Source organism: Paucibacter sediminis, assembly GCF_030254645.1.
Lineage (GTDB): Bacteria > Pseudomonadota > Gammaproteobacteria > Burkholderiales > Burkholderiaceae_C > Paucibacter_B > Paucibacter_B sediminis.
On record NZ_CP116346.1, the window covers coordinates 3,106,718 to 3,126,402 of the forward strand.

Annotated in this window: 13 protein-coding genes and 1 tRNA gene; 3 read left to right on the top strand and 11 right to left on the bottom strand. The window is 69.1% G+C overall.

Annotation, left to right across the window (positions count from 1 at the left end; genetic code table 11):
* Positions 1–92: 92 nt before the first annotated feature.
* Positions 93–1,187: an ABC transporter ATP-binding protein gene (locus PFX98_RS14370; RefSeq protein ID WP_285231189.1), complete on the bottom strand. Its 1,095-nt coding sequence runs from the start codon at positions 1,185–1,187 to the stop codon at positions 93–95.
* A gap of 70 nt (positions 1,188–1,257) precedes the next feature.
* Here PFX98_RS14370 and PFX98_RS14375 point away from each other — a divergent pair, with 70 nt between their 5' ends.
* Both PFX98_RS14375 and PFX98_RS14380 read left to right on the top strand, forming a co-directional pair.
* Entirely contained in the window at positions 1,258–2,886 is a 1,629-nt protein-coding gene (locus PFX98_RS14375; RefSeq protein ID WP_285231190.1) for an ABC transporter permease, read from the top strand.
* A 64-nt stretch (positions 2,887–2,950) separates the two neighbouring features.
* Positions 2,951–3,310, top strand: coding sequence for a hypothetical protein (locus PFX98_RS14380; RefSeq protein ID WP_285231191.1), 360 nt, complete (start codon positions 2,951–2,953; stop codon positions 3,308–3,310).
* 3 nt (positions 3,311–3,313) lie between these two features.
* On the opposite strand, the gene PFX98_RS14385 is transcribed toward PFX98_RS14380, so the two are convergent.
* The 6 genes from PFX98_RS14385 to PFX98_RS14410 form a co-directional block, all read right to left on the bottom strand.
* A tRNA-Arg gene (locus tag PFX98_RS14385) sits at positions 3,314–3,388 on the bottom strand.
* A 54-nt stretch (positions 3,389–3,442) separates the two neighbouring features.
* The gene (locus PFX98_RS14390; RefSeq protein WP_285231192.1) at positions 3,443–5,506 is read right to left on the bottom strand and encodes a hypothetical protein; all 2,064 of its coding nucleotides are present in this window, start codon (positions 5,504–5,506) and stop codon (positions 3,443–3,445) included.
* A gap of 11 nt (positions 5,507–5,517) precedes the next feature.
* Positions 5,518–6,699, bottom strand: coding sequence for a hypothetical protein (locus PFX98_RS14395; RefSeq protein ID WP_285231193.1), 1,182 nt, complete (start codon positions 6,697–6,699; stop codon positions 5,518–5,520).
* 477 nt (positions 6,700–7,176) lie between these two features.
* Positions 7,177–11,394 carry a translocation/assembly module TamB domain-containing protein gene (locus tag PFX98_RS14400; RefSeq protein ID WP_285231194.1) on the bottom strand — a complete coding sequence of 1,406 codons (4,218 nt, stop codon included), beginning with the start codon at positions 11,392–11,394 and terminating at the stop codon, positions 7,177–7,179.
* 8 nt (positions 11,395–11,402) lie between these two features.
* The gene (locus tag PFX98_RS14405) at positions 11,403–13,241 is read right to left on the bottom strand and encodes an autotransporter assembly complex protein TamA (protein WP_285231195.1); all 1,839 of its coding nucleotides are present in this window, start codon (positions 13,239–13,241) and stop codon (positions 11,403–11,405) included.
* Positions 13,238–14,419 carry a vWA domain-containing protein gene (locus tag PFX98_RS14410; protein WP_285231196.1) on the bottom strand — a complete coding sequence of 394 codons (1,182 nt, stop codon included), beginning with the start codon at positions 14,417–14,419 and terminating at the stop codon, positions 13,238–13,240. The genes PFX98_RS14405 and PFX98_RS14410 overlap by 4 nt, the downstream gene beginning before the upstream one ends.
* Before the next feature lie 88 nt (positions 14,420–14,507).
* On the opposite strand from PFX98_RS14410, the gene PFX98_RS14415 reads away from it, so the two are divergent.
* Positions 14,508–15,788 (top strand): sensor domain-containing phosphodiesterase, encoded by a 1,281-nt coding sequence (locus tag PFX98_RS14415; protein WP_285231197.1) that lies wholly within the window; start codon positions 14,508–14,510, stop codon positions 15,786–15,788.
* Between the two features lie 3 nt (positions 15,789–15,791).
* Here PFX98_RS14415 and PFX98_RS14420 read toward each other — a convergent pair whose 3' ends face one another.
* Genes PFX98_RS14420 through PFX98_RS14435 form a run of 4 tightly spaced genes read right to left on the bottom strand, consistent with a single transcriptional unit; the run spans position 15,792 to position 19,535 of the window.
* Positions 15,792–17,804 (bottom strand): S9 family peptidase, encoded by a 2,013-nt coding sequence (locus PFX98_RS14420; protein WP_285231198.1) that lies wholly within the window; start codon positions 17,802–17,804, stop codon positions 15,792–15,794.
* Positions 17,805–17,851: 47 nt separating this feature from the next.
* A complete protein-coding gene (locus PFX98_RS14425; RefSeq protein WP_285231199.1) occupies positions 17,852–18,466 on the bottom strand; it encodes a GNAT family N-acetyltransferase in 615 nt (204 codons plus the stop codon).
* Positions 18,463–18,681: a hypothetical protein gene (locus PFX98_RS14430; RefSeq protein WP_285231200.1), complete on the bottom strand. Its 219-nt coding sequence runs from the start codon at positions 18,679–18,681 to the stop codon at positions 18,463–18,465. Before PFX98_RS14430 ends, PFX98_RS14425 begins: the two co-directional genes overlap by 4 nt.
* On the bottom strand, positions 18,681–19,535 hold the full coding sequence (locus tag PFX98_RS14435; protein ID WP_285231201.1) for an AAA family ATPase: 855 nt from the start codon (positions 19,533–19,535) through the stop codon (positions 18,681–18,683). The genes PFX98_RS14430 and PFX98_RS14435 overlap by 1 nt, the downstream gene beginning before the upstream one ends.
* Positions 19,536–19,685 lie beyond the last annotated feature (150 nt).

Here is a 19,685-nt window from a genome sequence, read left to right on the forward strand (position 1 = left end):
CCGAATGCTTGGGTGTGAGCCCGGATTGGGCCACCAATTCCGGGGATCGCAGTGAACAAATAGACGAAACCGGGCCGGCCCGGCATCAACCTTCAGTCCGCCGCCACGCCGGCCGGAATGCCGAAAGTCACGACATGGTCCACATGGGCGCGTATGCCTATCCATTCGCCCAGCTGATGGTCGTGGTGCGAGGGCACATGGGCCATCAGGCGTTCGCCGCTGGCCAGGCGCAGGGTGTAGAGGAACTCGGCGCCGCGGAAGATCTTGCGCTCGATCTGCGCCTTCACCGGCGCGAGGTCGTCGTGCACGATGTCGTCGGCGCGCAGCAGTACCTCGCAAGCGCCATCGGGATAGGCCGTCGGCAGCGGGCATTCGCCCGCATCGGTCAGCTCGCCCACGGCGGTCCGCACCAGCGGGCCGTCCGGCCCGGCGACGATGCGCGCCGGCGTGAACACGCCATGGCCGATGAAGTCCGCCACGAAGCGCGTGGCCGGGCGGTGGTAGACGGTGTAGGCCTCGTCCCATTGCTCCAGCCGGCCCTGGTGCATCACGCCCACCACGTCGCCGATCGCGAAGGCCTCGGCCTGGTCGTGGGTGACAAACAGGGCGGTGGTGCCGCTGGCGTGCAGGATGGCGCGCAGCTCCTGCGAGAGGTGCTCGCGCAGGTCCACGTCCAGGCTGGAGAAGGGCTCGTCCAGCAGCATCAGGCGCGGTGCCGGCGCGAGCGCGCGTGCCAGCGCCACACGCTGCTGCTGGCCACCCGAGAGCTGGTGCGGCGCGCGCTTGGCCGCATGGGCCAGGCCCACCAGTTCCAGCATCTCGCGGACGCGCTGCTCGCGTTGCTGGCGCGGCAGACCTTGCAGGCCGAAGCCGATGTTCTGGGCAATGCTGAGGTGCGGGAACAGCGCGTAGTCCTGGAACACCATGCCGATGCGGCGCGCCTCGGGCGGCAGGTGCAGGCCGCTGCCGGCGTCGGCCAGGGTTTCGCCATCGATGCGGATGCGGCCGGCCTGCAGCCGTTCCAGCCCGGCGATGCTGCGCAGCAGCGAGGTCTTGCCGCAGCCCGAGGGGCCGATCAGCACGCCGATCTGTCCGCGCCCGAGCGCCAGGGTGACGGCATCGACCGCAGCACGGCGGCCATGGGAATTCGGGTAGCGCAGACCGACCTGGTCGAGGGCAAGAAACATGGTCCTATGATACCGGCCTGAGCCTGTTTCTCGAATGCGCATTATTCGCATTTGATCCCTGTCAAGCCGAATGCTGCGCTTCATCATCCTTGTCTGCCTGTTGCTGGCCGTGCCCGTCGCGGGCGTTTTGGGCTCCTGGCTGGCCCTCGATGCCCAGGCCTGGGCCATCCTGGCGCATCAGTGGCAGACCGTGCTGCCCGAATACGCCTGGTCTTCGCTGCTGCTGTCGGTGAGCGTGGCCCTGGGCGTGGCACTGCTGGGCGGGGCCACGGCCGCCGCGGTGAGCCTGTTCGAGTTTCCGGGCCGGCGCTGGTTCGAATGGGCCTTGCTGCTGCCCATGGCGATGCCGGCCTATGTGGCCGCCTATGCCTACACCGATGTGCTGCAGTACAGCGGCGCGCTGCAGAGCACGCTGCGCCAGTGGACCGGCGCGCAGGGCGCGCTGTGGCCGGATCCGCGCAGCCTGCCCGGGGCGGTGCTGCTGTTCGTGCTGTGCCTCTACCCCTATGTCTATCTGCTCACCCGCACCGCCCTGGCCGAACGCGGCGTGGCGCTGATGGAGGCGGCGCGCATGCTGGGCGCAGGCACCTGGCGGCGCGTGCGCGAGGTGGCGCTGCCGCTGGCGCGCCCGGCGCTGGCGGCGGGCGTGGCCCTGGCGCTGATGGAAACCCTGGCCGACTATGGCGTGGGCGCCTATTTCGGCCTGACCACGCTGACCACTGGCATCTACAAGGCCTGGCTGGTGATGAACGATCGCATCGCCGCGGCCCAGCTGGCCTCGGTGCTGCTGCTGGTGGTGGCCCTGTTGCTGTGGCTGGAGCGGCGTGCCCAGGCCAGGCTGCGTTTCGTCGGCAGCCGCAGCGGTGCCCTGCATGCGGCCGAAGCCAGGCCGCTGCCGCTGCAGGGCCTGGCCGCACTGGGCGCCTTCCTGCTGTGCGCGCTGCCGGTGCTGCTGGGCTTTGTGCTGCCGGTGCTGGTGCTGCTGCAGCTGCTGTGGCAGGAGGGCATGCATGGCGAGATGGGCCTGCCGCTGGCGCGCTTTGCGCAATGGGCCTGGACCAGCCTGCAACTCGCCGGCCTGGCGGCCGTGCTGGCGGTCTCGCTGGCCCTGGTGCTGGCCTATGCGACCAGGGTGCGCAGTGCCTCGCCCACGTTGGCGGCGCTGCTGGGTGTGTCGAACCGCATCGTCTCGCTCGGCTATGCCGTGCCCGGTGCGGTGCTGGCGGTGGGCATCCTGCTGCCGCTGGGCTGGCTGCAGACCCATGCGCCGCAGCTGGGTCTGACGGCGCTGATGACGGGCAGCATCGCCGGCCTGATCTACGCCTACCTGGTGCGCTTCTCGGGCGTGGCCCTGCAATCGGTGGAGGCCGGCTATGCGCGCATCTCCACCACCGTGGACGAGACCGCGCGCATGCTGGGCGCCTCGCGCCGCCGCCTGTTCCTGGAGCTGCATGCGCCGCTGCTGGCGCGCTCGGCACTGGCGGCCGCCTTGCTGGTGTTCGTCGACGTGATGAAGGAGTTGCCCGCCACCCTGGTGCTGCGCCCCTTCAACAGCGACACCCTGGCGGTGGTGGCCTACCAGCTGGCGCGCGACGAGCGCCTGGGCGAGGCGGCCCTGCCGTCGCTGGCCATCGTGTTGGTGGGTTTGGTGCCGGTGCTGATGCTGTCGCGCGCCATGCGCAAGAAACCTGGGACTTGACCACCACGCCCCGGCGCTTTGATACTGACTCGCAATATGCGTCGTACAGGAGCCCGGATCCGCTATGGATAGCAACCACTGGCTGATGGCCATCGCAGGCCTGGTGATCGGCATCGGCCTGGCCTGGGGCGCCGCGATGTGGTGGTTCGGCCGGCTGCTGAAGCAGGCCGCGCTGCGGCTCGACAAGACCGAAAAAGCCCGCCAGTTCTCCGCCACCCAGACAACCCAGGCGCGCAAGCAGATCGAGGCGCTGCAGCATGAGCTTGGCGAACTGAGGCATGCGATGCAGCACAAGGCCCATATCGCGCGCTCCCTGCCGGACAGCCCGGAGATGATTCTCCCGGTCGCCGACACACCGGCAAGCCGGTCCGGCCCCGGCGATGGATTCGCCGATACCCAGATACTGCTGCCGAGCAAGCGCTGAGTCTGGTCCCCCCGACAGGAATCGAACCTGTATCTGCCGCTTAGGAGGCGGCCGTTCTATCCATTGAACTACGGGGAGGCTGTGGCTCGAAGAGCGCGCAATTCTAGCCGCGCTTCAATGCCTCGCTCGCCGTCAGATCTTCATCGGGCCTATGTAGGCGTCGCCATAAGCCAGGCCGCTGATGAACAGCACGCGATCGATGCTGTTCTTGGTCAGGCCGCCGTGGAACCAGTTGAACCATATATGGGCGACGCCGAGCTCGCGGATGCCGGGCAGATAACCTGGCGGTTGCGTCACCAGGGGTAGCGAGCGCATCACCATGCCGGTACTTTCGTAGGCCAGGCGTCCGTCGACCCAGCAACGCACCTCGCCATCGGCGGTCCAGTACTGCTGCACACCGTTGATCAGATGCGGCTGCCCGTTCACGATGGCGGGCTGGTCCACCGAGTTGAGCTTGATTTCCTCTTCGACGCAGTACCAACGGTCGGCGTACAGCACACCGCCAAGACCGCCGCGCTGCCCCAGTGAGTGGAAGGCCCGGTCGCCGATGCCGGCGTAGTTGTGCCCGGGTGGATTGTTCTGGTAATCGTAGAACGACCAGGCGTTGCCCCAGCCGCCGGCCGCCGGGCTGTCGGGGTCGGCCACCATGTCGTAGAACTCGCGCCGCAGGGTCCAGCCGTAGCCGCCACCTGCCGTGCCGCTATTGCCGCCCCGCTTGGTCTTGTGGGCTGCGCCGATCGAACATTTGCCCGCGCAGTCGGTCCATGTCGGCACTCCTTGCTTCAGGACCTGGTACTTCTCGCTCAGGTTGACACGGTAGGGTGTCCGATGGCGTGAGCCGATGCGCATGTAATAGCGCACGAACAAACGCTGCTGGCGGCCGAAGCGGCTCTCCGGAAGGAAGATGAAGCCGTTGGCGGCCAGCGTGCCGGACTGACCGACCTCCGCGCCGTCGCCAATGCCGGGCGTCTTGTCCATGCGGACCTTGAGCGCTCCCATGCCAGGGGCAAGGGGCTCAAAGTGCTCGCCGCGGTAGCTGCTGTTGACGACTTCGGCGCCGCCCGCATCCCAGCTCGCGATCCATTTGCCCAGGCCACGATGCGGTAGCTTGCTCTTGTCCGGCGTACCGCCCCACAAGGCCGGGTCGTACAAGTTCTGCAGTTCGATGTTGAGCGCCTCGCCGGTGTAGAAGTAGCTGGACGCTGGCGTCCCATCGTCGTAGCGGTGTTGTCCAATGATGCTGGGATGAGTGCCCAGGCCGGCATCCAGCGGGTATGCGCTGGCGACACCCTGCTGTACGGGATCGTCGTTGATGGGCGGATCGGCGAGGAAGAACTCCAGCAGCGGGTTGCTGCCGTCCCAGTGCTGGGTGACCCGGAAGCGCAGGCTGGCGCTGCGCACCGGCTTGCTGGGGCGGTCGAATTCCAGGGTCGCGGGCAGGGGCAGATCGGGCAATGCGCTGGCAGGTTGCGACAGTCCCTCGGTCAATGGCGCGGAAACACGGCAATTCAAGGTGGCAGTGCTGCCATCGGTGTAGCTGACCTCGATCACCGGTCGCCATGCCGCCGTGGCATTGAAACGTCCCGCAACAAGCCGAGGGGCGGTGCTGCCGGGTGTGCGCCGCAGGATCCAGGCATTCCAGCGGCCACTGCTTTCCACCAGCTTCAGCGCAGTGCCGATGTCAACCGCGTAGTCCGCTCCCGCCGAACTGCCGGCCGCGGCGTTGGTCAGCACCGTGGCCCAGGGGGTCGCGCCCATTGTCTTCTGTTTGGCGTCGATCCAGTCGCCGCCGGCGTTGCGCCACTTCCAGCCACTGCTGAAATCGACATAGTTGCGATGCGGTCCGACCGCGTCCAGCTTGAGATCCTCGCTGCCGGGCAGTCGCGCCGGTTCCAGCGGCTTGGCGATGCTGGAAAACAAATACGGCTGCTTGTAACGGTAGGCCGAGCCTGCCGCAGGCGGAGGATCGACCGGCGCGGGCGCTGGTGCAGGTGCGGGTGCGGGTGGCGGCGGACTGGTGGACGCCGCCGGCGATGGCGCCGGTGCACCGGCATCCTCGCCACCACCGCCGCTGCAGCCGGAGCAGCCGGCCGACAGCGAGGCCAGCCCAACCGCAAAGCTTTTCAACGCCAATCGACGTTGGCCGTCGGCGCCATCTGGTTGTTGCGGGAGGGCGTTGCTTGAATGGTGGGTCATGCTTGGATTGCTCAAGTCCCGCGTGGGCGGTAGACAAACACCTGCTCGTCACCGCTGCGCGCGGCGTAGGGCATGTAGACGATCGCCCGCACATAGGGGTTGTACGACCATTTCTTGTAGCAGGTCTCGGGTGCCCAGGTGATGCGCTGACCCGCGGGCAGCGGCGCGCGACTCACCGGCCAGGGCTTGTCGATGTCGGAGGGGATTTCGATCTCGTACACCGCGGCGTCGTCATTCAGCACATTGCCCACCAGGATGCGCCCGTTGTCCGGGCACCAGCAGGCGGCCGACCAGGAACCCGGCAGGGGCAAGGGCTGACTCAGTGGCCGCGGCGCGTTGATCCAGGAGGGTTGATCGACGGCCACATTCATGCAGCGCAGGCGCAGGTGGCCGGCCTGCACATCGGCGTGGATCAGCAGATTGCGCCAGCTGACATGGAACATGATGCCGCAGTCGGGGGTGTCCTGATCGTTGTTGCGCTTCGTGCCGCTGCCGTCCACATAGCGTTGGCTGGGCAGGTCAAACCAGCGCGGCACCATCGAGGCTCCATGACCTTGTGTCTCGATATAGATGCGCTGCTGAGCGGGCACATGCGCCGTCCAGTTCGGTGAGCCTGAACGCACGGATTGGCCCGGCGCGCTGCTTGGCCCGGTCATGCCCGGCCGCTGCGTCGCGCGCGCCCAGCTCAGCTTGTCGGTGAGCGAGCTGAAATCCACCTTGTGAGCCACCTCTCCACCGGCCTGGCCGTGCACGGCGCCGGCGCTGACCAACACGCGCATGAAGGTTCCATGGCGCGCGCCCCCATCATCGGGACCGATGACGTCCTGGGCCCCATAACTGTGACGTGACGTGGGCTGATGATCGACCGTGTACTCGGCCCAGGCGAAATCGGTGAGCACGGTGACTTCCGCCGACGCCTTGCTGTTGCTGCCGCGGGTGGCGGAATCCGGGTTGCTTCCGAACAGGGGTGTCGGGTCGGTGACGCGACGGAAGCTGGCGCTCTTGAGCCCCAGTTCCAGAATGTGCACGCTGTTGTCGTTGCTGTCGGCATGGCCACCGCCCTCGAACACCACTGCGCCATAGGTCCCGAAGTACGGATTGACGACGCTGCCGCTGTAGGCATTGACGGTGTTGACTGAGTGGAAGGCGTCGTAGTAAGGCGCCACGGTGTCCCGGAAGCTGTTCGTCAGCAAGCCATTGGACTGCGTCAGCAGAGCCACCTCGCCGGGTGCCGGCACCCAGGCCGGTAGGGGGCCACGCAGCGGCACCGGTGCCGGCAGAGGGCCGGCTGGACCCGGCAGCTCGCCGCTGGGCGGGCTGGGTGCTGGTGCTGGAGGTGCCGGGCTGGGCGTGGGGGCAGGCGACGGGGCGGGTGAGGGCGGTACCTCGTTGGACGCGCCCATCGCGCTGGCGCTGCTGCCACCACCACAGGCGGCGAGCGACGCGACGCCGGCTCCCGCCAGCAGCAGGCGGCTCAGAAAGGCACGCCTGTCATCTGCTTGCGCTGCCTCAGGCGTTGGCCCGTCCGTCGATGACTGTCGGTCGGCTGGAAGATTTTCTGCGGAAGGCTTGGGCATGGGCAGGGATCGGATGGAGCCCGCATTATCGGCACAGCAAGCACCGCCTCCGGCCTGGCGGCGCTTCGAGCTGTCACTTGCCGTAACGCCGCCTCACTCCCACTTCCACTGCCAGATGAAGTCCAGCGCGTTGTCGTCGCCCGATTGCGCGCGCAGGGTGAAGCGCTGGGCGATGCGGTAGATCAGCTGCCAGCTGCCGGTGGTGGCGTTGAGCCCGCGCTCGTAGCCCACGTAGACGCGTTTGCTGAGCTGCTTGCCCAGGCGCACCACCGTGCCCTTGGCCTCGTCGGCATCCTGGTGCACCGAGAGCTCGTCCAGGCCCAGGTTGCGCATCAGCTTGCCGCTGGCGCTTTCGCCCTCGCCGCTCAGCAGCGCCATGGCGGCGCGCTGCAGCAGGGCGGTGTCGCCGCGCCCCAGGCTTTCGGGGGCGCGGCCCAGCACCAGCCAGGAGAGCTTGTCGCTGTCGCGCATCTCGGGCTCCGAATAGAGCTTGATGCGCGGGTTCAGCGCCGTGCCGGTGACGGTCACGCCCACCCGCACATCGTCGAGGCCGGGCCGTATCGCCAGTACGTCCAGGCGCGGGTTGTCGGCCGCGCCGGCGAAGCTGATCTGGCCGCGCTCGATCTCGAGTTTTTGCGCATAGGCATCGAAGCTGCCGCCCACCGCCGAGACCACGCCATGCAAGGCCGGCTTGCCGTTGCTGTGCGTGAGCTTGAGCTGGCCCGCCAGCAAGGTGTCGAGCCCGCGGCCGCGCAAGCGCAGCTTCTTGCCCAGGTCCAGCTCCAGCTGCACATGCACGGGCAGCTTGCTGGCGCCGTTGCCGGCCTCGCTGCGCTCTTCCTGGCTGTCCTCGGGGCGCAGCACCAGCACATCCTCGTCCAGCTGCGGTGCATTGCCGCGTGTGAAATCGAACAGGCCCTCGTCGGCGCGCAGCTTGCCGCCCACGTCCAGGCCCTGGCGGCTGAGCTTGACCAGGCTTTCGCCGCTCAGCACCAGGCGCCGGTCGACGCGGCGCAGCAGCGCGAAGCGCTCGGCGCTGAGCCTGAACTCGGCGCTGGGCTCGGCGCCCAGCAAGACCTGACCCTCGGCGCGCAGGCTGCCCTCGCCGCCGCGCGCGCTGAGATGCTCGAGGCGGGCGCTTTCGCCGCTCAGGCGCAGGCCGAACTCGCCCTGCTGCAGGTCCACGCCATAGAGCGGGTTGCGCAGCGAGAGGCCCTGACCGCCGGCCTGGCCGGTGATCTGTGGCGCGCCCAGCTTGCCGCCCAGGCTGAGGCTGGCGAACAGGCTGCCACCCAGGCGCCAGCCGGTCGGCACCCAGGCGCCCCAGGTGCCCAGATTGGCCACGCGCGCCTCCAGCACGCCTTCCAGCGGCGCGGCCGGGCCGGGCAGCAGATGCGGCGCGGCCGCATGCGCGGTGAGGGCGCCGCCCAGCGCGCCGAGGTTCTGGCCGGCCATCGCCTGCGTGAGGTGCCACACGCCCTGGTCGGCCAGCAGTCCGAAGCGCAGTTCGGTGAGGCCCAGCGCCTGGGTGCCGCGTTCATCGGTCACGCTCAGGTCGCCGGCGCTGCGCTGCACCGCCACGTCCACCTTGAGATTGCGGGCGCCGCTGCTGACGCGCGCCGCACCGCCCATCACCAGATTGCCGCCCCAGCCGAAGCCTGGCTGCCAGCGTGCCAGCAGCGGTGCCACCGCCAGCGGCTCCATCGCCAGCTCGAGTTCCAGCTGGGGGGCGGCCGCGGTCAGCGCATCGAGCTGGAACTGGCGCCAGGCAAAACCTGCCCCCAGCAGTTCGAGCCGCCCCGGCGCGGCCTGCAGGGCCTCGAGGCGGCCCTGCGCGCCGAACTCCAGCTGCAGGGCCAGCTGGGAGGCCGCCAGCCAGGCCGGCAGGGCCGCGTTGTCCGGCCGCGCCAGCAGCTCGAGCTGGCGCGCCTGCCAGCGCGCGCCCTCGCGCCAGGCACGCGCCAGCGGCTGCGACCAGGCGCCCTCCAGGCTCAGCCTGAGCCCGCCGCTCTGCACAGGGCCTTGCGCACTGCCGTTCAACCAGCCGGGCAGGCGGTAGTCGCCCTGGGCGCTAAGCGTGAGCTGGTGCTTGGACCAGGGCCCGTTGAGCGCCAGCGCCAGCTCGCGCAGATGCAGGCTGCTGCCGGCGTCGAGCTGCTGGACGCCGGCCTGCAGCCGCAGCAGGGCATCGTCGCCGCCGCCCAGGGCGGCTTGCAGCTGCGCCTGCCTGATTTGCAGCGCCGGCAGCTGCTTGGCGCTCAGGCGCAGCTCCTTGATCTGCAGCTGTGCCTCGCTGCTCAACTGCCAGGGCAGTGCGGCATCCGTGCCGGCGGGGCTCAGCTCCAGGCCCAGCGTGCCGGCCAGCTCGCCCTGCAGGCTCAGGCCGGGCAACAGGGCGGGGAATAGGCCGCTCAACCAGGGCTGCAGGGCCGCTAGCTGGGGCGCCTGCCAATCGCTCTCCAGGCGCAAGCGTTCGGCACCACGGTCGGCCTCGCGCCCGGCCAGCTTGGCCTGCAGCTGGTTGCCTGCCAGCTTGAGCGCGAGCTGGGCCTGCGGCGCGGCCTCGGCCTGGCGCACATAGCGCAGCTCGCCCGTCAGCGGCAGGCCCGCCAGCTGGCTGGGCTGGATCTGCAGCAGGGCCTGGCCCTGCGGTGCGTTGCGCCAGGGCGCGGTGCCCGCGGCGGTCGGGCCGCGGCTCAGCCTGGCGTCCAGGCTGGCGTTCAGGCTCTGGCTGCCGCTGCGCCAGGCGCCGCCGGCGGCGCCGCGCCAGAAGTGGCGCAGGTCCAGCGCGCTCATGCGCGCCTGCAGCTCGGCGTTCCAACCGCGGCTCCAATGGCCGGCCTGCTGCAACGTCAGCGCGCCCTGCGCCTCGAGGCGGCCGCCGCCCGAGAGCAGGCGCCATTGCCGCAGCTTTGCGCCGGCGAGGCTCAGCTCGCTCTCGGCCTGCAGGCTGAATTCGGCGGCCTGCAGTTCGGGCGCGAGCCGGCCCTTCAGGTCCAGCGTCAGCGCCACCGGCGGCCAGCTGGCCAGCGCCTGCATGCCGGCCTGGCTGTGCAGGCGCAATTGGCCGGAGGCCAGGGCGGGGGCGAGCCGGCCGTCCAGCAGCTCGCTGCGCAGGCCATCGATTTCGATGCTGAGCGTGGAGCCCGCCTGGCTGGCGCTGCTGCCAAGAGCGCCTAGATTGCCTACAGCATGCAGACGTCCGGCGGCCTGCGTCTGCGTGCCCAGCTGCAGATCGAGCTGGTGCAGGCGCAGGCTGGCCGGGTCCCAGGGCTTGAGCTCCAGATCCAGTGCCAGCTGGCGCAGCGGCAGGGCCTGCGCGTCGAAGCGGCCGGCCATGCCATTGCGCAGCGCGGCGCTGATGCGCAGCGGCGCCTGAGCCTGCGCGGCACGCAGGCTGACGCTGCCCACCAGGCTGGTGCGTGGCGCGCCGCGCTGCAGCTGCGCCAGGTCCAGGCCCTGGGTCTGCAAGTCCAGGGCTTGCAGCGGCCAGGCCTCGAAGGGCGCCAGCGTGGCGCTGGCCTTGAGCGTCTGCGGGCTGCTTGGCTCGGAGCTGTAGCCAGGGCTGTCCAGCTGCGCCTGCACCGGCAGGTGCAGGAGCGGCCCGTCGGCTTGCAGCCGCGCCGTCCAGGCCGGCAGCTGCGCGGCACCGAGGCTAGCAGCGGCGGGCTGGCGCGCCAGCAGCTGGGCCCGTACGCGCATCTCGCCGCCGCTCTGCACGCTGGCCTCGCCGCTCAGCTCGCGCTGATCCCAGCGCAGCGCGGTGATGCGTGCGTGGTGCAGCGCGCCGCCTTCCGCGCTCAGCGACAGGCTGGCTTGCAGGGCCTGCAGCGGCTGATCGCTCAGCGAAGGGATGCGCAGTTCGGCAACGCTCAGGCTGGCGATCTCGAGCGCGAAGGGCAGGCGCAGGTCCTGCGGCGCGGCCGTGGCCTCGGTGGTCGGCGCAAGGCTGAGCTCGACGCGCTCGGCGCTGACGCTTTCGAGCAGCAGCCGACCCCAGAGCTGAGGCGAGCGATGCCAGCCGAGCGCGGTGCCATGCGCCCGCAGGCCCTGGATGGTGAGCGTGTCGGCGCCGCCGGGAAGGTGGTAGCGCAGGCGGCGTGCAGAGAAATCGCCCAGCACAGTGCCCTGCGCACCTTCCAGTTCCAGCCCCGGCACCTGGCGCAGCAGCCAGGCGCTGCCCGGCTCGGTGGCCAGGCCCCACCACAGCGCCAGGCCGCCGCCGGCCAGTGCGCAGGGCAGCAGCAGGGCGCCCAGCAGCAGGCCACGGCCGGGCTTGCGTCGGCGGGCGGCTGGTGCGGGCGCGCTCACGGGCTCATTCACAAAGCGATCCCCACGCTGAAGTGGAGGCGCCAGCTGCCCAGGGCCTGGGCGCGCGCCACGTCCACGCGCAGCACCCCTACCGGGCTGCGCAGGCGCAGGCCGAGGCCATAGCCCAGCGTGGGCTTGAGTTCATGCCAGTGCATCGCGGCCTGGCCGGCATCCACGAACACCGCGCCCAGCAGGCTGGGCAGCTTGCGGCTGAGCGGATGCGCCAGCTCGGCGCTGCCGGTCCAGAGCACGCGGCCGCCGACCTTGTTGCCCAGCGCATCCTGCGGCCCCAGATCCTCGGGCGCATAGCCGCGCACCGAATCGTCGCCGCCGGCGCGGAAGCGCAGCGCATCGGGCAGTCCCACGGCGTCGCCGGCCAGCAGCTGGCCCAGCTCGGTGCGCAGGGTGCTGGTCCAGTCGGCGCCCAGGCGCTGGTACCAGAACAGGCGCGCATGCAGCTTGCCGAACCAGCCGTTCTGGGCCACCGAGTTGTCGGCGCGGCCCAGGCCCAGCAGCCAATGGGCGGTGAGGCCCTGGGTGGGCACGATGATGCTGTCCACGCGGCGCCAGCTGCGGTCCAGGTTCAGCGAGATCGCACTGCCATGCACCTCGCTGCCGGGAAAGCGCTCGTCGGTGCGCAGCCATTCGAGGTAGTAGGTGCGATCGTTGTTCTCGGTCTCGCGCTGGCGGCCCAGGCGGGCGCGCCAGTTGAGCTTGGTCTGGTTCTCGATCAGCTGGTCGCGCTCCACCGCGAAGGCGGCCAGATTGCGCTCCATATCGGTCTGCGGGTGCGAGGTCAGCTCCAGGTCCAGCGCGCTGCGGTCGCGCCCCAGCTCGATCTTGCTGCGCGCGCGCAGGTCCAGGCCGAAGGGGCGGCGGTGCAGATGCTCGAGGCCCACACGGGGCCCATTGGTGGTGTGGTAGCCGACGCTGGCGGTGGCCTGCTGGCGCGCGGCCTCGCGCACCGTCACCAGCACCGGGGTGGCCGCGGCTGTCTCCGCATCGGGGCTGATCTCCACGCTGATGCTGTCGAACAGCCCGGTCTTGATGAGGCGCTCCTGGAAGTCCAGCAGCGTCTTGGCGCTGTAGGCATCGCCCTCGCGGTAGGCCGCCAGGCGTTCGATGCTGGAGGCGGGCTGGTGCTTCAGCCCCTCTATCCTGAGCGCGCCGAGGCGGAACAGCGGGCCGCTGGCTAGCGTCAGCGCGAGCTCGGCGGCATTCGTCTCGGTGCGCACCAGCGCGCGGCTGCTGGCCCAGTGCGCGAGTGGATAGCCCTCCGTGCGCGCCAGATTGAGCAGGCCGTTCTTGGCCTCGCTCCAGGCCGGCTGGTCATAGGCCGCGCCGACGGGCAGGGCCCAGGCCTCGCCAAGGCGCTGGCGCAGTGCCGCGCCAGCGGGCTCCGCCAGCGCGCCGGCAAAGTCCAGCTGCACGGCGCTCACCTGCACCTGCGGGCCGGGCTCGACCGTCATGCGCAGGCGCTGCAGCTGCGCGTCGCCCTGGCGCTGCATCGCGACCTTGGCGTTGAAGTAGCCGGCCGTCTCGAGCAGGGCGCGCGCCTGTTCGGGGGCGGCGGCGCTGAGGCGGTCCAGCTCCACCAGGCTGAGGCGCTCGTCCTCGGCGGTGTTGCGAAAGCGTGCCAGGTCCAGATGCTCGTAGAGCAGGGCCCGCAGGGCCGCGGGCGCGTCGATATCGAGTTCGTAGGCGGCCACCAGGCGGGCGGGCGCGCCGTCCTGGGCGGCCTGGATGGCGGGTTTGCGGCTGAGGGCATCGCTCAAACCCTTGAAGCTGGCGCAGCCGCCCAGCCCTAGCGCGACCATCAGCATGGCCGCGATGCGCAAGCCGCTCATTTGCTCAGCAAGCGCATCGCACCTTCCAGCCCGGCGAGCGAGAGCGGGAACATGCGCTGGTGCAGCAGCTGCTGGATCAGCGCGATGCTCTGCCGGTACTGCCACACGCCCTGCGGCTCGGGGTTGATCCAGGCGTTCTTCGGGAAGGCGTGGGTGAGGCGCTGGATCCATTCGGCGCCGGCCTCCTCGTTGTTGTACTCGACGCTGCCGCCGGGCTGCAGGATCTCGTAGGGGCTCATGGTGGCATCGCCCACGAAGATCAGCTTGTAGTCCTTGTTGTACTTGCGAATGATGTCCCAGGTGGGCGTCTTCTCGGCAAAGCGGCGGCGGTTGTTCTTCCACACGAAGTCGTAGACGCAGTTGTGGAAGTAGAAGAACTCGAGGTGCTTGAACTCGCTCTTCACCGCCGAGAACAGCTCCTCCACGCGGTGGATGTGTTCGTCCATGGTGCCGCCCACGTCCATCAGCAGCAGCACCTTGACCTTGTTGTGGCGCTCGGGCTGCATGCGGATGTCCAGCATGCCGGCGTTGGCGGCGGTCTTGTGGATGGTGTCGTCGAGGTCGAGTTCGAGCTCCGAGCCCTCGCGCGCAAAGCGGCGCAGGCGGCGCAGCGCCACCTTGATATTGCGCGTGCCGAGCTCGAGGTTGTCGTCGTAGTCCTTGTAGGCGCGCTGTTCCCAGACCTTCACCGCGCTCTTGTTCTTGCCGGCGCCGCCGATGCGTATGCCCTGCGGGTTGTAGCCGCCATGGCCGAAGGGGCTGGTGCCGCCCGTGCCTATCCACTTGCTGCCGCCCTCGTGGCGTTCCTTCTGTTCCTCGAAGCGCTTCTTGAGCGTCTCCATCAGCTCGTCCCAGCCCATCTTCTCGATGGCCGCCTTCTGCTCGGGCGTGAGCTCCAGCTCCAGGTGCTGGCGCAGCCATTCCAGCGGCACCTCCTTGGTGAAGTCGGTGAGCATCTCCACGCCCTTGAAGTAGGCGGCGAAGGCGCGGTCGAACTTGTCGAAATGCGCCTCGTCCTTGACCAGGCTGGTGCGCGCCAGGAAGTAGAACTTGTCGACCGTGGGGCCGCCTTCGTCGTCGATCACGCCGGCCTTGAGCGCCTCCAGCAGGGTGAGGAACTCCTTGACCGAAACCGGCAGCTTGGCAGCGCGCAGGGTGTAGAAGAACTTGATCAGCATGGTGTGGCGGCGCTCGGGGGCTTCGGTTCATTATCCATGTCCGCCGGCTTGCTTTAGCATCGGCACACCGCAGCCACCGGCCCTCGCGATGAACATCGAAGTCGAACAGATGCTCAAGGCACTCTACGGCGCCATTTCCGACGATGGCGAGGGGCGCTGGGTGGCGCGGCTGGGCGAGCAGGTGCTGCGCAGCAGTTTCCAGCCCATCTACAGCTTCCCGCACCGCCGGCCGGTGGGCTACGAGGGCCTGATACGCGTGACCGACGCGGCCGGCCAGCCGCTCTCGCCCATCAGCGCCTTCGAGCGCGTGGCCAGCTTCGACGAGCAGGTCAAGCTCGATCGCCTGTGCCGCCTGCTGCATGTACACAACTTCGTCGAGCAGAAGGTGCCCGATTGCTGGTTGTTCCTCAACATCCACCCGGCCGTGTTCGTGCATGCCGCCAACCAGGCCGAGATGCTGGCCAAGGCGGTGGAGGTGGTGCACCAGCTGGGCCTGCCCATGCACCGGCTGGTGTTCGAGGTCACCGAGGACGTGATGGCGCAGGATGCCAAGTTCGAGGCCGCGGTGGAGAGCGCACGCGCCACCGGCTGCCTGCTGGCGCTGGACGACTTCGGCGCCGGCCATTCCAATTTCGACCGGATCTGGCGCATCCGCCCCGAGATCGTCAAGCTGGACCGCAGCCTGCTGCAGCGCGCCATGGGCTCGGGGCGCATCTCACGCGTGCTCACGCAGATGGTCGCGCTGCTGCACGAGTGCGGTGCGCTGGTGCTGCTGGAGGGTGTGGAGACGCGCGACGAGGCGCATCTGGCGCTGGACGCCGACATCGATCTGGTGCAGGGCTATGCCTTCGGCCGGCCGCAGCCCGAGCTGATCTCGGACGGCGCCGTCTCCAGCGAACTGGAGAGCATCTGGGCCCTGTTCGACGACCGCCACCTGGTCGGTCGCGCCGCCTACCAGGAGCGCGTCGCGCCCTACCAGACCGCCATGGCCCTGGCCCTGTTGCCGCTGCAGCAGGGGCGCGGGTTGCGCGAGGCCTGCGACGCCTTTCTGCGCCTGCCGGGCGTGCAGCTCTGCTATCTGCTGGACGAGCAGGGCCGCGAAATCGGTGCGCGCGTGGCGCCGCTGGGCCTGGACCAGGCGCATGACCAGCGCTTCGGCCCGCTCGAGCGCGCCGGCGACGCACGCTGGGCGCGCCGCCCCTATTTCCGCCGTGCCATCTCGGCGGTGGGCGAGGTGCAGGTGACGCGCCCCTACCTCAGCCTGCACGGCGCGCGCATGTGCATGACCGTCTCGGTGGCCTATTGGCAGGACGGGCGGCTGCGCGTGCTGTGCGGCGATGTCGACTGGGCCCAGGGCGAGCCGGGCTGAAGCTCAGCGTTTTTTGTCGTACTGCTTCAGCCAGCCGAAGAATTCGCCGTACCAGAGCTTGCTGTTGCGCGGCTTCAGCACCCAATGGTTCTCGTCCGGGAACCACAGCAGGCGCGCATCCACGCCGCGGGCCTTGAGCGTGTTGTAGTAGGCCAGGCCCTGGGCATCGGGCACGCGGTAGTCCAGCGCGCCGTGGATCACCAGGGTGGGCGTCTGCATATGCTGGGCAAAGGCATGCGGGCTTTGCGAGGCCACCTTGGCCGGGTCGTCCCAGTACCAGGCGCCCAGCTCCTTGGCATGCCAGGTGTAGGCATCGTCGGCAAACATGGCCTGCCAGTCGTAGCAGCCGGCATGGCAGACATAGGCCTGGTAGCGGCCCGGTTTCACATGGCCGTTCATCCAGGCGACCATATAGCCGCCGTAGCTGCCGCCGGTGGCGAACACGCGCTGCTTGTCGGCCCAGGGCTTCTTGAGCAGCAGGGTGGTGGCGGCCTCCACGTCCTGCAGCTCCAGCTCGCCCCAGCGCTGGGTGATCGAGTCCAGGAAGGCATGGCCGAAGCTCGAGGAGCCGTGGTAGTTCACGCAGGCCACCACATAGCCCTGCGCGGCAAAGGCCTGGTGGTTCCAGCGCCAGTGCCAGCTGTCGCCAAAGGCGGTGTGCGGCCCGCCGTGGATCACATGCATGAGCGGGTATTTGCGGCGCGCGTTGAAGCCGGGCGGGTAGATCAGCCACATCTGCACCTGCTCGTCGTTCGCGCCCTTGAACCAGACTTCCTCTTCCTTGCCGAAGGCGTACTGCGCCAGCAGCTTGTCGTTGACGCTCTCGATGCGCCGCCACACGGCGCCCAGGCCTTCCTCGTCGCCCTCGCTCTCGAGCACCGAGATGCGCGCGGGATGTTGCACGCCGTCGTGGTTGACGACGATGGTGCCGGCCTCGAGCGCGAAGCTGGCCGCATGGCCGCCGCGGAACAGCACGAAGGCGCCGCCGGTCTTGACGTCGAAGCGCCAGAGATGGCGACGGCCGCGGTCCTCGGCGCAGAACAGCAGACCCAGATCGTCCTCGTCCCACAGCAGCGGGGCGGCGACCTCGTGGTCCCAGTGCTCGGACAGCACGGCCCAGTGGCCGGCCGTGTCCAGCACCGCCAGCTGATTGGGCATGGTGTGCTTGAGCCCCTGGTGGCTGGCCAGAAAGGCCAGGTGCTGGCCGGCGTGGCTGTAGACCGGCGCGGTGAAGTCCCAGGCCTCGTCCCGCAGCAGGGTGCGGATCTCGCCGCTGCGCAGCTCCACCTCGGCCAGCGCATGGCAATGGTCCAGGCGCTGCTCGGGCTGGGGGTCGTAGCTGAAGACGATGCGCTTGCCGTCGGGCGAGATGTCGAAGCTGTTGGCGCTCTGCTCGGCGCGCGTGAGCTCGAAGTCGCTGCCCTCGAACAGGTCGCGGGTCCTGCCGGTGGCGATGTCCAGCACATGCAGATGCGCCACCCGGCCCATCGGGATGTGGTGGTCCCAGTAGCGATAGAGCGCCTCCGAGGTCACATAGCCGCTGGTCTTGCGATCCTTGAAGGCCTGCAGGGCCTTGGCCTGCGCGGCCGCGCCCTTCAGACCGGGCCAGACCCAGGAGATGAAGGCGATGCGCTTGCCGTCGGGGAACCACTTGAAGGCCTCGACGCCGGTGGCCACGCTGGAGACGCGCCGCGCCTCGCCGCCATCCGGCGGGATCACATAGAGCTGGGTCTCCTCGTCCTTCGCGCCCTCCTGCTCACGGCGCGCCATGAAGGCGATCAGATCGCCCTTGGGGCTCCACAGCGGCGCGCCGTCCTTCTCGCCGCAGCTGGTGAGCGTGCGCGGCTCGCCGCCCAGGGTCGAGAGCAGGCTCAGCGTCGAGCTGCCCTTGTTCTTCTCCATGTCGTAGCGGGCCAGGCTCACGACCGCCTGTGCGCCATCGGGCGAGAGGCTGGGCGCGCCCAGGCGCTCCAGCTGCCAGAGTGCATCAACGTCAAACAGGGGCTTCTTCGCCATGGCGCGAACCTTTGTGGGGTGAGGTCAGGGGGGAAGGCAGTGGGGGCTCAGCGCGGTCGCGCCAATTGCCACTGCAGATGGGTTTTGATGGTCGGCCACTCGGGCGCGATGATGCTGTAGACGCAGGTGTCGCGCAGATTGCCGTCGGCGGTGCGCAGGTGTGAGCGCAGGATGCCGTCCAGCTGCGCGCCCAGGCGCTCGATGGCGCGCCGGCTCTGCGTGTTGAGGCGATGCGTGCGGAACTCCACCGCGATGCAACCCAGCGTCTCGAAGGCATGCGTCAGCAGCATCAGCTTGCACTGGGTGTTGAGGCCGGTGCGCTGCACGCGCGGCGCGTACCAGGTGGAGCCGATCTCGACGCGCCGGTTGGCGTGGTCGATGTTCATGTAGGTGGTCATGCCGGCGATGCGGCCGGCGGCGTCGAACACCGTGAAGGGCAGCATGCTGCCGGCCGCGTGCAGGGCCAGGCGGCGCTCGATCTCGGCCGGCACGCGTGCCGGCGCGGGCACGGCGGTGTACCAGAGCTGGTGCACGCCGCCATCGGCGGCGGCTTCGGCCAGGCCCTCGGCATGCGAGCTGTGCAGGGGCTCCAGGCGGGCATGCTGGCCCTGCAGGGTGACCCAGTCGGTGAGCTTGGGGGCGGCGGTGTTGTTTTCGCTCATGGCTTGATCAGCAGCCGGCGCAGCAGCCAGCGGCCCAGGCCCGAGCCGGCCACGATCAGCACCAGGCTGGCGATCTGCGGCAGGCCGTAGCCGGGAGTGTTGACGAAATCCAGGCCGAACTGCTGGCCCAGCAGCCAGCCGCCCAGGGCGCCGACGATGAAGCCGATGCCATCGGCCAGGCCCTCGCGCAGCGCGGCTTCGGTTTGCTTGCTCATCAGCGGTTGTGGCGTTGCATGAAGACGAGCTTCTCGAACAGGGTCAGGTCTTGCTCGTTCTTGAGCAGGGCACCCACCAGCGGCGGGATCGCGACCTTGTCGTCCTGGCTTTGCAGGGCCTCGGTGGGGATGTCCTCGGCCACCAGCAGCTTGAGCCAGTCCAGCAGTTCGGAGGTGCTGGGCTTCTTCTTCAGGCCCGGCAGATTGCGCACGTCGAAGAAGGTCTTCATGGCCGCCGCGAGCAGCTCCTTCTTGATGCCGGGGAAATGCACGTCGACGATCTGCTGCATGGTCGGCGCGTCGGGGAACTTGATGTAATGGAAGAAGCAGCGGCGCAGGAAGGCGTCGGGCAGCTCCTTCTCGTTGTTGGAGGTGATGAAGACCAGCGGCCGGTGCTTGGCCTTCACGAGCTGGCGCGTCTCGTAGACGTAGAACTCCATGCGGTCGAGTTCGCGCAGCAGGTCGTTGGGGAACTCGATGTCGGCCTTGTCGATTTCGTCGATCAGCAGCGCTACCGGCTGGTCGGCCGTGAAGGCCTGCCAGAGCACGCCCTTGACGATGTAGTTCTCGATATTGCGGACCTTGTCCGAGCCCTCGATGGAGGCCAGCTGGCTGTCGCGCAGCCGGCTCACCGCATCGTATTCATACAGGCCCTGCTGGGCCTTGGTGGTGCTCTTGATATGCCACTGCAGCAGCGGCAGGTCCAGCGCCGTGGCGACCTCCTCGGCCAGCATGGTCTTGCCGGTGCCGGGCTCGCCCTTCACCAACAGGGGGCGCTGCAGCGCGATGGCGGCGTTCACCGCCAGCATCAGGTCAGCGGTGGCAACGTACTGGTCCGAACCTTGAAACTTCATGGAGAGGTCCTGTTAACACTGTGTTTGCCTGTGCGATCGGGGCTGACAGGGCCCAGGTCTAGGCGGACGACGAAGCCCAGGCTGCTTGCCTGGGCGAGGAGTTCAACAACGACATGGGCCCTGTCAGCCCCGATCCCTTCGGGTTGCCAA

What these genes read in the sequence shown, in the direction of transcription:
- PFX98_RS14370 (WP_285231189.1), bottom strand. Translation starts at nt 1,187, where the DNA reads ATGTTTCTTGCCCTCGACCAGGTCGGTCTGCGCTACCCGAATTCCCAT.
- PFX98_RS14375 (WP_285231190.1), top strand. Translation starts at nt 1,258, where the DNA reads ATGCTGCGCTTCATCATCCTTGTCTGCCTGTTGCTGGCCGTGCCCGTC.
- PFX98_RS14380 (WP_285231191.1), top strand. Translation starts at nt 2,951, where the DNA reads ATGGATAGCAACCACTGGCTGATGGCCATCGCAGGCCTGGTGATCGGC.
- PFX98_RS14390 (WP_285231192.1), bottom strand. Translation starts at nt 5,506, where the DNA reads ATGACCCACCATTCAAGCAACGCCCTCCCGCAACAACCAGATGGCGCC.
- PFX98_RS14405 (WP_285231195.1), bottom strand. Translation starts at nt 13,241, where the DNA reads ATGAGCGGCTTGCGCATCGCGGCCATGCTGATGGTCGCGCTAGGGCTG.
- PFX98_RS14410 (WP_285231196.1), bottom strand. Translation starts at nt 14,419, where the DNA reads ATGCTGATCAAGTTCTTCTACACCCTGCGCGCTGCCAAGCTGCCGGTT.
- PFX98_RS14415 (WP_285231197.1), top strand. Translation starts at nt 14,508, where the DNA reads ATGAACATCGAAGTCGAACAGATGCTCAAGGCACTCTACGGCGCCATT.
- PFX98_RS14420 (WP_285231198.1), bottom strand. Translation starts at nt 17,804, where the DNA reads ATGGCGAAGAAGCCCCTGTTTGACGTTGATGCACTCTGGCAGCTGGAG.
- PFX98_RS14425 (WP_285231199.1), bottom strand. Translation starts at nt 18,466, where the DNA reads ATGAGCGAAAACAACACCGCCGCCCCCAAGCTCACCGACTGGGTCACC.
- PFX98_RS14430 (WP_285231200.1), bottom strand. Translation starts at nt 18,681, where the DNA reads ATGAGCAAGCAAACCGAAGCCGCGCTGCGCGAGGGCCTGGCCGATGGC.
- PFX98_RS14435 (WP_285231201.1), bottom strand. Translation starts at nt 19,535, where the DNA reads ATGAAGTTTCAAGGTTCGGACCAGTACGTTGCCACCGCTGACCTGATG.